Annotated in this window: 12 protein-coding genes; 6 read left to right on the top strand and 6 right to left on the bottom strand. The window is 54.0% G+C overall.

Annotated elements, in window-relative coordinates:
• Positions 1 to 156: 156 nt before the first annotated feature.
• The 3 genes from LVJ83_RS08985 to LVJ83_RS08975 all read left to right on the top strand — a co-directional run bounded on the left by LVJ83_RS08985 (position 157) and on the right by LVJ83_RS08975 (position 4,030).
• Positions 157 to 2,370, top strand: coding sequence for a defense against restriction DarA-related protein (locus tag LVJ83_RS08985; RefSeq protein ID WP_244784176.1), 2,214 nt, complete (start codon positions 157 to 159; stop codon positions 2,368 to 2,370).
• Entirely contained in the window at positions 2,367 to 3,308 is a 942-nt protein-coding gene (locus tag LVJ83_RS08980; protein ID WP_244784175.1) for an LPD3 domain-containing protein, read from the top strand. The genes LVJ83_RS08985 and LVJ83_RS08980 overlap by 4 nt, the downstream gene beginning before the upstream one ends.
• Positions 3,309 to 3,376: 68 nt before the next feature.
• Complete coding sequence (locus LVJ83_RS08975; RefSeq protein WP_244784174.1) at positions 3,377 to 4,030, top strand: HAD family hydrolase; 654 nt, start codon at positions 3,377 to 3,379, stop codon at positions 4,028 to 4,030.
• A 277-nt stretch (positions 4,031 to 4,307) separates the two neighbouring features.
• On the opposite strand, the gene LVJ83_RS08970 is transcribed toward LVJ83_RS08975, so the two are convergent.
• The 6 genes from LVJ83_RS08970 to cysT all read right to left on the bottom strand — a co-directional run bounded on the left by LVJ83_RS08970 (position 4,308) and on the right by cysT (position 10,618).
• Positions 4,308 to 4,823 (bottom strand): hypothetical protein, encoded by a 516-nt coding sequence (locus LVJ83_RS08970; protein WP_244784173.1) that lies wholly within the window; start codon positions 4,821 to 4,823, stop codon positions 4,308 to 4,310.
• Between the two features lie 270 nt (positions 4,824 to 5,093).
• A complete protein-coding gene (locus LVJ83_RS08965; RefSeq protein ID WP_244784172.1) occupies positions 5,094 to 5,714 on the bottom strand; it encodes a flavin prenyltransferase UbiX in 621 nt (206 codons plus the stop codon).
• A gap of 299 nt (positions 5,715 to 6,013) precedes the next feature.
• Positions 6,014 to 7,420 carry an SLC13 family permease gene (locus tag LVJ83_RS08960; protein WP_244784171.1) on the bottom strand — a complete coding sequence of 469 codons (1,407 nt, stop codon included), beginning with the start codon at positions 7,418 to 7,420 and terminating at the stop codon, positions 6,014 to 6,016.
• Between the two features lie 434 nt (positions 7,421 to 7,854).
• Positions 7,855 to 8,925: a sulfate/molybdate ABC transporter ATP-binding protein gene (locus LVJ83_RS08955; protein ID WP_244784170.1), complete on the bottom strand. Its 1,071-nt coding sequence runs from the start codon at positions 8,923 to 8,925 to the stop codon at positions 7,855 to 7,857.
• Positions 8,922 to 9,785 (bottom strand): sulfate ABC transporter permease subunit CysW, encoded by an 864-nt coding sequence (cysW, locus tag LVJ83_RS08950; RefSeq protein WP_244784169.1) that lies wholly within the window; start codon positions 9,783 to 9,785, stop codon positions 8,922 to 8,924. Before cysW ends, LVJ83_RS08955 begins: the two co-directional genes overlap by 4 nt.
• A complete protein-coding gene (gene cysT / locus LVJ83_RS08945; RefSeq protein ID WP_244784168.1) occupies positions 9,782 to 10,618 on the bottom strand; it encodes a sulfate ABC transporter permease subunit CysT in 837 nt (278 codons plus the stop codon). The genes cysW and cysT overlap by 4 nt, the downstream gene beginning before the upstream one ends.
• A 190-nt stretch (positions 10,619 to 10,808) precedes the next feature.
• On the opposite strand from cysT, the gene LVJ83_RS08940 reads away from it, so the two are divergent.
• From LVJ83_RS08940 to LVJ83_RS08930, 3 genes are all read left to right on the top strand, one after another.
• Positions 10,809 to 11,399, top strand: coding sequence for a LolA family protein (locus LVJ83_RS08940; protein WP_244784167.1), 591 nt, complete (start codon positions 10,809 to 10,811; stop codon positions 11,397 to 11,399).
• A gap of 130 nt (positions 11,400 to 11,529) precedes the next feature.
• Positions 11,530 to 13,860, top strand: a complete 2,331-nt coding sequence (locus LVJ83_RS08935; protein WP_244784166.1) for an MMPL family transporter — start codon at positions 11,530 to 11,532, stop codon at positions 13,858 to 13,860.
• Positions 13,861 to 13,979: 119 nt separating this feature from the next.
• Complete coding sequence (locus LVJ83_RS08930; protein ID WP_244787721.1) at positions 13,980 to 15,218, top strand: NAD(P)/FAD-dependent oxidoreductase; 1,239 nt, start codon at positions 13,980 to 13,982, stop codon at positions 15,216 to 15,218.
• Positions 15,219 to 15,380 lie beyond the last annotated feature (162 nt).

Genomic DNA, 15,380 nt, shown 5'->3' with positions numbered 1-15,380 from the left:
GCTTGCAGTAAAGCGCAACTCGAATGGTGGCTGGACAACGGCAACCACAAAAAGCTGGTATCGGCACAATCTTTCCCTTACGACACGGAGCAGAAAATGACCCCGAATATTGACTGGAGCAATATCGACACCGCCGCCGCCAAGCTGATTTACGGCTTGCGCAGCACCGACACTTACGAAGAAATGCTGGAGCCGGCAACAATGGATGCCGTGATGCAGAGCGAAATCGAAGACGGCGCCGAGCTGGAAGACGAAGCCGCATTTGATGCGCTGGTGGTGCAGAACAAAAAGCTGGAACGCACCGCAAACCTGCTCGGCACCGCCCTAAATCGCGCCTCAAGCAGCCTGAAAGTGGCTGAAAACGGTGTATTTATCAGCAAGCCGATGAAACAAAACGGCACAACTAATGTGGCGGTGATGTTTGAGCTGACAGACGGCCAAACCGTGAGTGTGCTTTTGCACAACCCCGATACCACGCCGCAGAAAATTACCCCCGACGATATGCTGATTAGCTGGAAATGGTTGTTGAACCGCAAGGATATTACCATTGCCGTGGCGCGGGAAAACGGCAAAGATTTGCCGATTCAGCAGGTTGCCCGCCGAGTGATGGCGCTGGTAGAGAAAAACACCGCCCGTTTTGCCAAAGCCAATGCCGCCCGTGCCGAACGTGTGGCCAATCTTGCCAAAATGGAACAGGAAATTGCCGAGAAAGAGGGTATTTTGGCTGATTTGGTGCAGCAGCTTGAGGCGAAAGAAAACGGCACACAAATGCCTGAAACTTCCGCAATGCCGTCTGAAAAAGCGGAAGCGAACCCTGAAAATGATACATCGTTGGAATGGTCGGATAACAACCCATACAGAAACGGGGATGATGTGCTTGCGCAGGCTTTTGAGCAGCGCATTGTGCCGACAAATGAATTGATGGCAACTTATCGGGCTTTAGCCGAAAGTATGGGCTATTTTGTGAATTATGATGATGCTGCCATGGGAACCTTTTTGGCCAAAAAAAGTGTTGGCGACAAAGAAGTCGTTATTTCCGGGGCTTATAAAAATTCAGATGTCACAGAGTATAAACGCAACCCTTATGATTATGAGGTTGTGTTTAAACTGCCAAACGGCGGATTTGTTCAGCCCAAGAAAACCAACTCGCTTGATGAAGCGCTGGCATGGGGCAATGAATGGCTGGACGAGCAATCAGAATCAAGTGAGGCGCCTGCTGATGTGCAGGAAGCATCAGAAATGCCGTCTGAAGCCGTGGCAGCAGGCAATGACGGTCAAACAGCAACCATTGAGCCCGTTGTGGTAACCGGCAAAGAGCTTGGCGATTTTGATACTGATACCGAAGAGGGGAAAAAGGCGCTTCGTCAGGCCGCATTCGACCACTTGAAAGGTTTGGTGGGGCAAACGGTTTACAGTAGCGCATTAAAGGCAGATGTAGGTTTTTCGGGGTCAGGCGCTAAAAAATACAAACACAGTAGTGCAAATCCAATTAAATTACTTCTGGCCGTCAAGATTAAAGAAATTATTGCAAACGGCATTAAATTCAAAGAAAGCCAGGAGAGTTATTCAGATAAAGAAGTAGAGCTTGGGATTAAATACCATTATTTAAAAACTGTAGTAAATGTTGATGGCGTTTCCTATGGTGCGCGTGTTGTTGTGAGTGAGGATTTAGGTGGTAAATTTCATTACGATTTACAAGTGAAAGAAAGTGTGGATGCCATTATGGATAGCTTGGACGTAGAAAATGACGGGATAGTCGAAGTACACAAAGCTCCTTTTCCCCGTCATCTTCAAGCGGATAAACCGCTTAGTCAGAATGATACACTTGATTCCGTTAACACGCAAGAGGGAGTTATGGACGATACCAAAGCCGCCGAAGAGGAGCTTCTGCAAATCCGAGAGATGCTGGACAATAATCGCACCATTAACGAAGCTGAAGGCAATATTGAGCAGGCAGCACTTGAGGCTGAGACAGTCGAATCCATTGACGAGCTTTTGGACTTGGCTAATCAAGATGCAACATTTGACAGCACAAACGGCGGCTGGGTGTTGAATCTATTCTTGTTTGATAAAGACGGCAACGAAATCAAGGATGAAGATTCATACGATGAAGAGGAAGCCGATAAATCACAAGAGAATGAATTTCAGACAGAGCAACCGGCTGCAACCGAACCGCAAGTCGAAGACGACCGCGCATTCTTGCAAGATGTAATCGACGGCAAGATTGATGTATTGGCCGATGACTTCTACGCCAAGATGGAAGAAATCGCAACGCGTGTGTATGAATACGATCAAGATTTGGTCGCAAAAGCTGTTGATGCATACGCCCTGAAAACCGATGAATTCGCGCAAGAAAGTGAAGAGCAATGAACCCGATTGAGAAGATGAAATTGGCAGGCCGTCTGAAAGCGGCGGTTGCCGCGCGGAACATTGAGAAAAATCCGTTGAAGAAATTGCCGCTGTTAAAAGAGGTGGAGGCATTGCGCAAACAGTTGGGTTTCAAGGTGAAAACCAAGAAAACGGAAGAAAATCTCGATAAGAACGGCAAGGTGGCCTTTCCTGAGCTATCGGCTGAAGAAACGGCCTTGCTTGCCGAAAAGGCGATTGATGTTACTAAGGAAATGGGGCAAGGTGCACGTAAAAAAGTGGTGGCTGCATGGGTGGCCGCCAACTTGCAGGGGCGTTCTATCCGTGCATCAGATGGCAAGATGATTCAGTTTAATCATAACGATAGCATAAATCATTTGGCATTTGACAGCCGCCGCAATAATCTTCGTGCGTTGGCCATACCTTTTGTTGCAGATGTATTTTCAAGAGGCAAATTTACGGGCACATCGAAACCCAACCACGACCACAAAGATAAAAGCATGATGGCTTTTCATGCCTATCAAAAATGGGTGGAATTGAAAAACGGTTATAAATTGCTGCTGGAAGTTCAGGCGGTAGAACGTGATTCAGGGAAATTTGAGTATGCGGCTTATACGCATAAAGTGTTAGATAAGAAAGTGGGCAATACCTCCTACACAGACGATACCGAAAAAGACAGTACCCGCGTTCTGGAACGATTGCCCACAACCCATAATAACCCGCAAACAGGCCAAGAGACAAGTACTGACAGCGTAATTTTTGACGGGGCTCAAATCTCCCAAGAGGCTGCGGTTGGTGAACCTTTCCTGATTCTGAAAATCCTCGACCCGCAAGGCGTGGATGTTACTGACAGTTACGATGAAACTATGCCGTCTGAAAACAGTGCGGCAACAGATGCCAAAGCCTTGTACGCCTTGATGGAGAGCAGGCCGTCTGAATGATTGCAGATTCTGTTAAAATAAAGGCCGTCTGAAATTTCAGACGGCCTTTATTTTAACAGGAAGCCCGTATGAACACCCAAGCCGTATTATTTGATCTGGATGGCACTTTGGCCGACACTGCCCTTGATTTGGGCGGCGCGCTCAACAGCTTGCTGCGCCGCCACGGCCTGCCCGAAAAAAGCATGAGCGAAGTGCGGCCTGTGGCCAGCCACGGTGCCGGCGGCCTGATTCTGATGGGGGCGGGCATCGGCAAAAACCATCCGCAATACGCACAATGGCGCCAAGATTATCTGGCCGAATATGAGCGCTGCTTCGACTGCGAAACCGTGTTGTTTGAGGGCGTGAACGAATTGATTGCCGAGCTTGGCCGACGCGGCATCCAATGGGGCATCATCACCAACAAACCGCATACCTTTACTCATCGCCTGGTGCCCAAGCTCGGCTTTGTCACGGCGCCGGCGGTGGTGGTGAGCGGCGACACTTGCGCTGAAGCCAAGCCCAGCACCAAGCCGATGCATTATGCCTGTGCACAAATCGGCGTTGCCCCTGAGCGTTGTATCTATGTGGGCGATGCCGAACGCGATATGCAGGCCGGCAAACATGCGGGCATGTTTTCGGTGTTGGCAGATTGGGGCTACATCGCGGCAGACGACCGCCCTGAAAACTGGTTGCAAGACTGCCGTATCGGCGCACCGTTGGAATTGCTGGCGCATTTGTCTTAGAAATATAGTGAAATGATGATCAAGGCCGTCTGAAAAACCGAATCCGCTTTCAGACGGCCTTGTTGTGCCGGGTTGATGCAAAAAGCATTTGTGTTTTGAAAATTCGATTTACGGGGGTATTTTGTTTCTGAAAACGCATCTGCATTTCCAGAAACAAAAATCCCCTCATAAACAACACATCAGGACCCCCTAGGCTGTTAACAACAATAAATGTGTCGGCGGTAAATGTTTTTCAAATCAAACCGGATAACGGGCAGCATGGAATTATCTGAGGGTGTTATCTGTGCGCAGAGGTTAATTTTTGCGCCAGCGCTAAGCTGTTGGCAATGATGCCGTTTTGCGAGGGTTGGTGTTCTGTTTCGATAATCAGCAGGTTGGCAGGGCGGCCGGCATGCAGGCTCATGCGCATTTCGGCCGGGGTGAAGGGCAGACCGCGGGCACGGGCAAAGGCTTCGGCACGGCGGTTGGCGGTTTGCAGCATCGGGGTCAGGGTGATGTCGAGGTGGAAGCGGCGCACGCCCAATACGATGATGCGGGCGGCAAACCAATCGGCTTCTTCGGTGAAGACATCGGGGCTGGCGTGGTTGAAATCGTGGCGCATGGCGGCAATCAGGGTGGCGGTGGAGCGCACTTGCGGCAACAAGGCTTCACTGATCAGATTATTGCTGTCGGCAGGTAAGGTTGCGATGCATAAATCGGGGCGGTGGATATTGCCGTCGACAATCATGTGGCAGCGGTGTAAAACAGCGGTGTCGGCGTTGTTGATGTTGGCGGTTTGAATAGCGGTTTTCATTTTATTTGCTCCTGAGCGGTATATCTTGGCGGCAAATAAAAAGGCCGCCTGTGGTAATCGGGCGGCTGCTTTTTCGCATTTGCTAGGTGGTGCTGTGTTTCAAACAAGCGCAAAAGAGTACCGCACGGTTGTGTGGTACCAATAAAAATAAGCGAAGGGGCGAATGTTTGAAGAGTTCATGGCTTGCAGCTTAAAACAAAGCATCGAGGATTGTCAATATCCAATGCGCAAAAGCAGCCAACATTTCTACAAGCTCTTGTAAACCTTCCATTATTTTTCTCCCCATTTTTTCATCAGCGTATGGGGGATGCGCAATTGATCGAGAATGCGCGCCACCACAAAATCAATCATGTCGCCGATGTTTTGCGGGTGGTGGTAAAAGCCGGGGGAAGGCGGCAGAATCACGGCGCCTGCTTGTGAAAGCTTGAGCAGGTTTTCCAGATGCAGTGAAGAAAAAGGCGCTTCACGCGGCACAATCACCAACGGCCGGCGCTCTTTCAATGCCACATCGGCGGCGCGCTCGATCAAATGGTCGGATGTGCCGTGCGCCACGGCGGCCACCACGCCCATGCTGGCGGGGCAGATAATCATGGCGTCGGCAGGATTGGTGCCGGAGGCGGGTGGGGCAAACCATTCATCTTTGCCAAACACGCGCAGGCGGCCGTCTGAAACCTGAAAACGCTCGCACAATGCAGTTTGGCAGGCGCCGGCAGATGCCGGCAGGTTTAAGCCCATTTCTTGCTGCGCCACCACTTGCGCGGCTTGGGAATACAGCAGCCATACGGTTTTTCCCGATTGCAGCAGGCATTCGAGCAGGCGCATGCCGTAAGGCATACCGGAGGCGCCGGTAAAGGCGAGGGTAACGGTGTGGATGGGGTGCTGCGCGGTCATAACAAACTTTGTCGGCAAAATCAGGCTGCTATTATAAGTGAAAATGAGGGGTTATAGTGCGTGCGGCACAAAATTCGGGCTTTGAAAGAATGGTTTTGCGGGCATTTCAAATCGGGCGTCTGCTATAAACTGCGAATGATGCCGTCTGAAAAAATGTGGTTGAAAGTTTTGTTGCAGGGGCTGCACTGAAGCGGTAAATTAAAGTGTAGCAAATGCGGGTGTTGCAAATACAACTTAATTAATATCAAAAATGCCGTCTGAAAATTTTCAGACGGCATGATTTATCAAGCTTTATGCATTTAAATCAGCACGAAGTAAGCCCAGAAGCCGACGAGGAATATACACAAGATATTCAGCAAGATACCCACGCGCATCATTTCTTTTTGTTTCACCAGGCCGGTGCCGAACACGATGGCGTTGGGCGGGGTGGCAACCGGCAGCATAAAGGCGCAGGATGCACCGATGCCGATCACAAACACCAACACTTCTTTGGGCAGCCCCATTTGGGTGGCGATGCTGGCGAAAATCGGCACCAGCAGCGCGGCGGAGGCGGTGTTGCTGGTAAATTCGGTTAAGAAGATAATAAAGGCGGCAACGGCCAACACCACAATCAGCGGGTGTGCCAAGACAAACGTGCTGGCCAGCTCTTGACCCAAAGCCAGCGATGCGCCTGATTTTTGCAGCAGCGAGCTTAAGGCGATGCCGCCGCCGAACAGCATCAGCACGCCCCAGTCGGTGTTGCGGGCGATTTCTTTCCAGCGCGCCACGCCAAATACCACCACGGCCACGGCGGCAGTGAGCGCCACAACGGTGTCGGGGTTGGTGATGCCGAAAACCTCTTTGATTTTACTGCCGAAAATCCACGCCACAACGGCGCCCAAGAAAATCAGCATGGCCAGCACACGGTGCAGCGTCCACGGAATATGTTCACCTTTGACTTCCACCCGGTCGTTGAGGTTGGGGCGCAGTATCACATACAGTGCAAACAGCATCAGCGGCAGAATCAGCAGCATCATCGGCAAACCCATTTTCATCCAGCCGGCAAAATCAAGATCCAGCGCTTTGGCGGCGATGGCGTTGGGCGGCGAGCCGACAATGGTGCCCAAGCCGCCGATGCTGGCGCAATAGGCCACGCCCAGCAACACAAACACAAAGGTTTTGCGCTCTTTTTCGCGATCGAGGTGATCCATCATGCCCAGCACCAGCGGCAGCATCATGGCGGCGGTGGCGGTGTTGCTGATCCACATCGATAAAAAGGCGGTAACGACAAAGATGGCCAGCACGGCAATTTTCATATTGCCGCCTGAAAGTGAAATCAGCCACAGCGCGATTTTTCGGTCGAGCCTTTGCATGTGCAGTGCGGTCGCCAGCGCGAAGCCGCCGAAGAAAATATAGATAATCGGGTCGGCAAAGCCGGCCAGTGCGGTTTTGGTGTCCATTTCGGGGATGCCGATAACAGCGGCCAAAATCGGCACCATCAGCGCGGTAACGGTAATGTGTACGGCTTCGGTAAACCATAAAATCGCCACAAACAGCAGCACAGCGATGCCTTTGTTGGCGTTGATGTCGTAGGGCAGAATCTGATAGATGCCGAAACAGATAACAGCCGCAATAATGGTTGTGATCAAACCTTTGAAATCGGTAATCGGTAATTGGGCGCTGAGCAGCTCGACATTGTCGGGACGCGGGTCTTTTTGCTGAGCCATTGCCTCTCCTTTTTTTACTTATGGTGGTTGTGGTTAATGATACGGCCGGGTTGAGTTGCGGATTTCGGGCCGGACGGCCTAGGGTGTCATGACCATTCAGAATTATTCAGATTTTTTGTGATAAAAGTACAGATGCCAGGTAAAAAACGCAGCAAGATTGGGCATCTTGCGAGGCTTTTTAACGCAGCAGATGTGTTTTTAGCGCAAAAAAGATGATGATATATGAATGGTCAGGACACCCTAGTATAAATGTAATCCGTTGTAACTGTAAAGATATTGTTAATCGGTGTGTATTTTGATACAAAATGCTTTCAGACGGCCTATAAAGCTGCTGGGAAGGGCAAACACAATGGTGCGGCGGCAGGGTAAGCCGGCTGCCATACAGTAATCAGGCCGTCTGAATTGGTTTTCAGACGGCCTGACCGCTGTATGACTTAAATCGAATAATCAATCAGCTCGTTTTGTGAAAACACATAAATCTGCTTGGGGGTAAGGGCAATGTTTTGGCCGACGGTAAACCCGCGTTGTGCGGCTTCGCTGCCGGCAAACGTTACATGGATTTCGCGGCCTTGCTCCGGTTGCAGGGTCAGGTGGGTGAGGGCGCCGGCGGCATGGATTTTGCCGATGCGCGCGGTGAGCATCGGTGTGCCGTTTTCGGCCAGCGCCCATTCGTGCGGGCGCACGTAGGCGGTGGCGGTCTGCTCCTGCCAGGCGGCGGCTTCCAGAGGCCATCTGAAACCGTGATACTGCCAGGCGCCTTTTTCGATGCGGCCTTCAAAAGCATCGGTTTCGCCCAAAAATTCAGTCACAAAGGCGTTGGCGGGGCTGCGGTAAAGGGTGTCGGCATTACCGGTTTGCTCGATTTTTCCGTGGTTCATCACCACGATTTCATCGGATACTTCCAGCGCTTCTTCCTGATCGTGGGTGACTAAAATGCTGGTGATGCCCAATTCGTGGTGGATGTCGCGCAACCAGGTGCGCAGCTCTTTGCGCACTTTGGCATCGAGTGCGCCGAAAGGCTCGTCGAGCAGCAGCAGCTTGGGCTTCACCGCCAGCGCGCGCGCCAGTGCGATGCGTTGGCGCTGGCCGCCTGAAAGCTGGTGCGGATAGGCCTTGGCCAGATGCGAAAGCTGCACCAGCGCCAGCAATTCTTCTACCCGCGCGCGTATTTCGGCTTTGCCGGGGCGATCTGATTTGGGCAATACCGAAAGACCGAAGGCGACGTTGTCAAACACATTCATGTGCCGGAATAGGGCGTAGTGTTGAAACACAAAGCCGACTTTGCGTTCGCGCACATGCTTGCCGGTCACGTCTTGGCCGTCAAACAAAATCTTGCCGTTGTCGGCATTTTCAAGCCCGGCGATGATGCGCAGCAGCGTGGTTTTGCCGCAGCCGGAAGGCCCCAGCAGCGAAGTGAGTTTGCCGGTGGGCACATTCAGGTTGATGTTGTTGAGCGCCTGAAAGCTGCCGAAATGTTTGTTGAGGTTTTGAATGGTGATGCTCATGTTGCGCTCCTTTCGGCGGCGGCGAGTTTTTTATCTTGGATGCGGGTGATGATGTTTTGCAGCGCCAGCGTGGCCAAGGCCAGCAATGCCAACACGCTCGATAAAGCAAATGCGCCGGTAAAGCTGTATTCGTTATATAAAATTTCTACCAGCAGCGGAATGGTATTGGTTTCGCCGCGGATGTGGCCGCTCACCACGCTCACGGCGCCGAATTCGCCCATGGCGCGGGCATTGGTGAGAATAATGCCGTAGAGCAGCGCCCATTTGATGTTGGGCAGGGTAATGCGCCAAAACATCTGCCGGCCCGAGGCACCCAAAATCAGCGCAGCCTGCTCCTCGCTGTCGCCCTGCGCCTGCATCAGCGGAATCAGCTCGCGCGCCACAAATGGAAAGGTAACAAACAAGGTGGCTAAAATAATGCCCGGAATCGCAAAAATAATCTGAATGCCTTGGGCTTCGAGCCAGCCGCCGATGGCGGTGTGGGCGCCGAACAGCAGCACAAACATCAGGCCGGCCACCACTGGCGACACGGAAAAAGGCAAATCGAGCAGTGTGGTTAAAAATTGCTTGCCGTAAAAATCAAAGCGGGTGAGCAGCCAGGCCATGGCGATGCCGAGCACGGCATTGACCGGCACCACAATGGCAGCGGTAATCAGCGTCAGCCTGATGGCGGCCAGCGCTTCGCTGTTGGTGAGCGATTCCAGATAAAGCTGCCATCCGCCCCGCAAGGCTTCGTAAAATACTGCTGTGAGCGGCACCACCAGCATCAGCAGCAAAAACGCCAGCGCAATGCCGATTAAGGTCAGGCGCAGCCAGCGCGGTTCGGTAAGATTGGGATTGATGTTTGCATTTCGGCTCATGCTTTTGCCCCCGCCCGTTTGCTCAGCGCCCATTGGCTGAGGTTGAGCAAAAATAAAATCACAAAAGAAATCATCAGCATAAACAGCGCAACCGCCGATGCACCCTGCACGTCGAATTGCTCGAGCTTGCCGGTAATGATCAGCGGCAGGATTTCCGATACCATCGGAATGTTGCCGGCGATAAAAATCACCGAGCCGTATTCGCCGGTGGCGCGGGCAAACATCATGCCGGAGCCGGTGAGCAGCGCCGGCATGATTTCCGGCAGCAACACGCGCCGTAAAGCGGTAAAGCGAGCGGCTCCCAGTGTGGCGGCGGCTTCTTCGTATTCGACAGGCAACTCTTCGAGCACCGGCTGCACGGCGCGCACGATAAACGGCAGGCTCACAAATACCAGCGCAATCCAAATGCCGATCGGCGTGAAAGCGATTTTGATATCGAGCGGGGCAAACCAGCGGCCGAGCCAGCCGTTGGGCGCATACAGCGTGGCCAATGCGATGCCGGTTACCGCCGTGGGCAGCGCAAACGGCAAATCTACCAAGGCGTTGACTAGGTTTTTGCCCGGAAACTCATAGCGCACCAACACCCAGGCCACCAGCGTGCCGAACACAATATTGGTCAGCATGGCATAAAACGACATGCGCAGGCTCAACCACACCGCCGCCAAAACATTGGGCTCGGTAATGGTCTGCCAAAACGCCGTCCACCCGATGGCCGCCGTTTGCGCCGCCATCATGGCAAACGGCAGCAATACCAGCAGCGAGAGGCACAGCACGGTAAGGCCGAGGCTGAGGTTGAAGCCGGGCAGCACGCTGGGGGTTTTTAACAATCGCATAGCAGGGCAATAAGGTTGATAATCGTGGCGCTACTTTAAACAGGCCGTCTGAAAAAGGGAAAGAATGGTTGGTTGTATGTTAATCAGGTTTGGTTATATCAAAGCCTGCATCGGCAATTGATTTTCAGACGGCCTGATGGTTTATGGTTTACAATCCGCACCATCAATCAACCTTGTTTTGAGAATCGGCATGAAAAAACGGATATTCGCCGCCGGCCTGGCCTTATTCAGCCCGATATTGTGGGCTTTTTCAGGCGCGGAGCTGGCGCAAACCCTGCAAAAACCGCAAAACGTGCAAGGCGCGTTTACCCAGCAGCGTTACTTGAAATCGCTCAACAAGCCCATGACCACACAAGGCCGTTTTGTGTTGCTGCCCGGGCGCGGTTTGCTGTGGCAGATGCAAAAGCCGTTTGAAAACCGCCTGCGTGTGCGTGCCGACGGCATTATGCAGTGGAACGGCAAAACCTGGGTGGCCGGCAGCGGCAGGAGCGGCCAAGCGCAGCAAATCAAGCTGTTTCTCGATTTGCTCGGCGGCAATACGGCAGGGCTGGAAAAACAGTTTGCGCTGCAATTGAGCGGCAATGCCCAAAAATGGACGTTGCGGCTGACCCCGAAAACCACGCTGATGAAGCAGGTGTTTGACCGTATTGAAATCAGCGGCGATGCTGTGGTGCGCCGGATTGAGTTGAACGAAAAACAGGGTGACCGCACGGTGATGACGTTTAGCGGCATCACCACCAACCAGGCGCCGGATGCGTTTGCACAGGCGGCGTTGAAGTGAATGGCTAATCGGCGCCAAGCATCAAACTTTTATCAGGCCGTCTGAAAAGCTTTTAGGCCGGAGTCTCGAATCCGACACACTCGGCAAAGTGCCCGAGGCAAGTGTCAGAGCGACAAAAACCAAACCGATCATGACCCGCAAATCCCGTGTTATCTACACCTTTTTTATCGCACTCGCCGCCGTGTTTGTATGCTACACCTTGGCGGCACGGCCGTGGCTGCAAACCGGCCTCACCGCACTGTTGCCGCAGGAGCAGCGGCCGGATGTGTTGTTGCAGGCGGCAGATAAAGCCAATGAGGCGCAGGCAAACGGGCAGGTGGTGTTGCTGGCGGGCAGCGCTGAGGCAGATAAAGCATTTCAGACGGCTTCCGATATCGCGGCATTGTGGCGCAAGAGCGGTTTATTTGCGGCGGTAGACAGCGAAATCATGCCGGATTTGGCGCAAGTGCGCACAGAGGCGGCGCAGCTCGGTTTGGCCGCATTGCCGGCCGCCGAACGCGCCTTGTTGATGGAAGATGCGGCACAATATTTTCAAATCCGGGCGCAAGATGCGGCCAATCCGTTTGCCACCACATCGCCGCTGCCTTTGGATCAAGACTGGCTCGGTTTCGGCCGTTTCAGTTTGGCGCAGGCGCAGCCGCAAAGCCGTTTGCAATGGGATGCGGAACACGGCATGTTGTTTACCGAAGATGAGCGCGGCCACACTTGGGTATGGTTGCGCGGCAGGCTGCGCGGGCAAAACAGCGTGGCGGATGCCGGTGCGGATTTGTTGCCGCTGTTGCAGCAAAGCCGCGCACTGGCCGAAAAACAGGGCGTGCAAAGCTTGAGCGCGGGCGGTGCGGTGTTTGCGGCGGCGGCCAAAGCGGCAGCCGAGCGCGAAAGCCGGTTGATGGGTGCAGCAGGGCTGGGGCTGACCTTGGCCTTGTTGCTGTGGGTGTTCCGCAGCGGCCGCGTGCTGGCGCTCACTTTGCCGTTGGGCGCGGGCATGCTCACGGGTTTGGCGGCGGTGCTGGCGTTGTTTGGTGAAGTGCATATCCTCACGATTGTGATCGGCACCAGCCTGGTGGGGATGCTGGTGGATTTTCCGCTGCATTGGCTCACGCCCTCGGTGTTTCAGACGGCCTCAAGCCGCCGCAGCTGGCAGGCGCAGGCAGCGATGCGGCATGTGTTGCCCACGTTTGCGGTCAGCCTGACGGTAACGGTGGCGGGCTATGCGCTGCTGTGGTTTACGCCGCTGCCGGTGTTGCGGCAAACGGCGGTGTTTTCCGGTTTTGCGCTGTTGGGTGCATTCGGCGCAACGGTGTGGTGGCTGCCGCCGCTGTTTGCGCGTTATCACAATAAAAGTGTGCCGTTTGCACGGCTGGCAAACGCATTGCACCCTTATGCAGGCCGTCTGAAAAAACGTTTGCACAAGCGCGGCTGGCTGGTGTTGCTCGGCCTGCTGCTGGCCGGCGGGCTGTGGCGCAGCGATTGGCACGACGATATCCGCCAATGGGTGGTGCTGCCGCCGCCGTTGCTGGCCGAAGCACAGCAAATCGGCGTATTGAGCGGCACCGATTTCGGCGGCCAATATGTGGTGGTAGAGGCGGCAGACGAAAACGCCCTGCTGCAACAAAGTGCGCGGGTGGGGCAGGTTTTGCAGCCACTTCAGGCGGCGGGAAAATTGGCCGCTTGGCAGTCGCTCGACCAATGGCTGGCAACGGCAAGCGAACAACAGGCTTTGCAAAACCGCCTGAATGATTTGGCCGGGCAGCCGCAAGCTTGGGCGGCCATGCGCGAAATCGGTGTGCCGCGCCCAGCCATGCGCCGGGCTTTGCGTGAAGCGGCGGCACAGCCGGCCATATCGCTTTCAGACGGCCTCAAAACCGGGTTGGGCGAGGCTTGGCGGCCTTTATATTTAGGCGAGGCGGCGCCCGGGCGGTTGGCGGCGGTGGTGCGCTTGAGCGGTGTGCGCGATACGGCGGCGGTGCAGTCGGCATTATCGGGGTTGAGCGGCGTGCATTGGGCGGATAAGCGCGCACATCTGAATGAATTGTTTCGGCACACCCGCAATCAGGCTGCCTGGTTGAAATTGGCTTCGTATGCCTTGGCGTGGCTGCTGTTGTGGAAGGTGTTCGGCGCCAAACGCGGCACGCTGGTGTTGGCGGTGCCGTTGGCGGCGGCGGTGTGCAGTGTGGCGGTGTTGGGCTGGCTGGCTCTGCCGGTGAGCCTGTTTGCCATGTTCGGGCTGCTGCTGGTGTCGGCCATCGGCGTGGATTACGCGGTGTATGCCTATGCTGCCCACGAAAGCCAAGCAGCCCGGTTTGGCGGCTTGCTGCTGGCGGCACTCACCACCGGCATTTCGTTTGGCCTGCTGGCGTTCAGCAGCACGCCGGCGGTCGCATCATTCGGTTTAACGGTAGCAGTGGGCGTGGTCTTTAATCTGCTGTTTTCAGCCTGGCTGTTGCGGGATAATATTTGATTGCCCATTCACAACAATAAGCTGATAAGGCAAACCAACGCAATTAGGTTGTTTTTATGAATGGGTATCACCACCAAGGCCGTCTGAACGGTTCAGACGGCCTGATCGAAGGAATCGAAATGAATAAAGATATTGATGTTGCCATTATCGGCGCCGGCCCTGCCGGTGCGGTTGCGGCGGCCTTGCTGCACCGGCAGGGTTTGCGCGTGTGTGTGTTGGAAAAGCAGTATTTTCCACGTTTTGTGATTGGCGAAAGCCTGCTGCCGCATTGTATGGAGTTTATCGAGGAAGCGGGGTTTGCCGATGCGGTGCGGGCAGAACCTTCGTTTCAGTTGAAAAACGGCGCGGCGTTTACTTGGGGCGGGCGCTATACTTATTTTGATTTTACCGACAAATTTTCAGACGGCCCCGGCACCACGTTTCAAGTGCGCCGGGCATTGTTTGATAAGATTTTGATTGATGAAGCGGCCAAGCAGGGCGTGGAAGTGCGTTTCGGCCACGGCGTGACGGCGTTCGACAACAGCGGTGATACGGCGCGGCTGAGTGTGGAAAGCGATGATGGTGGAAAATATGAATTGAATGCGGGTTTTGTGCTTGATGCCAGCGGCTACGGCCGTGTGCTGCCGCGCCTGCTTGATTTGGAAACGCCGTCTGAATTGCCGCCGCGCATCGCCCATTTCACCCATATCGAAGACAATATTACCAGCCCGAAATTCGACCGCAACAAGATTCTGATTACCACGCATCCGCAGCACCGTGATGTGTGGCTGTGGACGATTCCGTTTGGCGACAATCATTGCTCTATCGGTGTGGTGGGCACGCCCGACAAGCTGGCGGGCGATTCGGAAACGGTGTTGAAAAAATTTGCGCTCGAATGCCCGATGCTGGCCGAAGTGCTGGCTGATGCGGTGTGGGAAAACGAGTTTCCGTTCCGCAGTATTCAGGGCTATTCGGCCAATGTGAAAACCCTGCACGGCAAGCATTTCGCTTTGTTGGGCAATGCGGCCGAGTTTCTCGACCCGGTGTTTTCGTCGGGCGTTACCATTGCCATGCATTCGGCCAAGCTCGCCGCCGATTTGCTGGTGAAGCAGTTTGGCGGCGAGGATGCGGATTGGCAGGGCGGATTTACCGAGCCGCTGATGGTGGGTGTGAATGCATTCCGCACCTATGTTAACGGCTGGTATGACGGCCGCTTTCAAAATGTGATCTATGCCGAAAACCGCAATGCCGACATCAGCCGCATGCTCAGCTCGATTTTAGCGGGCTATGCTTGGGATACAGATAACCCTTATGTGGCAAAATCGGAACGCCGTCTGAACGCTTTGGCGGAATTGGTGGGCGAAGCTCAGCCGGCTTGATGGTTAATTTTATGCCGGCGCAGGCCGAAATTCATATATTTAGGGTGTCCTGACAATTCGATTTAAGGTGTATTTTGCCCCTGAAAACGCATCTGCTGCGTTAAAAAGCCTCGCAAGATGTCCAATCTTGCTGCGTTTTTTGCCTTGCATCTGCATTTCCAG

It is taken from the genome of Uruburuella testudinis (genome assembly GCF_022870865.1).
GTDB classification, from domain to species: domain Bacteria; phylum Pseudomonadota; class Gammaproteobacteria; order Burkholderiales; family Neisseriaceae; genus Neisseria; species Neisseria testudinis.
The sequence above is the reverse complement of the archived record's forward strand: the minus strand, read 5'-3'. Positions and strand labels throughout refer to the sequence as shown.

Excerpts from the sequence above, each read along its gene's own strand:
- LVJ83_RS08980 (WP_244784175.1), top strand. The coding sequence starts at position 2,367 with ATGAACCCGATTGAGAAGATGAAATTGGCAGGCCGTCTGAAAGCGGCG.
- LVJ83_RS08975 (WP_244784174.1), top strand. The coding sequence starts at position 3,377 with ATGAACACCCAAGCCGTATTATTTGATCTGGATGGCACTTTGGCCGAC.
- LVJ83_RS08970 (WP_244784173.1), bottom strand. The coding sequence starts at position 4,823 with ATGAAAACCGCTATTCAAACCGCCAACATCAACAACGCCGACACCGCT.
- LVJ83_RS08965 (WP_244784172.1), bottom strand. The coding sequence starts at position 5,714 with ATGACCGCGCAGCACCCCATCCACACCGTTACCCTCGCCTTTACCGGC.
- LVJ83_RS08960 (WP_244784171.1), bottom strand. The coding sequence starts at position 7,420 with ATGGCTCAGCAAAAAGACCCGCGTCCCGACAATGTCGAGCTGCTCAGC.
- LVJ83_RS08955 (WP_244784170.1), bottom strand. The coding sequence starts at position 8,925 with ATGAGCATCACCATTCAAAACCTCAACAAACATTTCGGCAGCTTTCAG.
- cysW (WP_244784169.1), bottom strand. The coding sequence starts at position 9,785 with ATGAGCCGAAATGCAAACATCAATCCCAATCTTACCGAACCGCGCTGG.
- cysT (WP_244784168.1), bottom strand. The coding sequence starts at position 10,618 with ATGCGATTGTTAAAAACCCCCAGCGTGCTGCCCGGCTTCAACCTCAGC.
- LVJ83_RS08940 (WP_244784167.1), top strand. The coding sequence starts at position 10,809 with ATGAAAAAACGGATATTCGCCGCCGGCCTGGCCTTATTCAGCCCGATA.
- LVJ83_RS08935 (WP_244784166.1), top strand. The coding sequence starts at position 11,530 with ATGACCCGCAAATCCCGTGTTATCTACACCTTTTTTATCGCACTCGCC.
- LVJ83_RS08930 (WP_244787721.1), top strand. The coding sequence starts at position 13,980 with ATGAATAAAGATATTGATGTTGCCATTATCGGCGCCGGCCCTGCCGGT.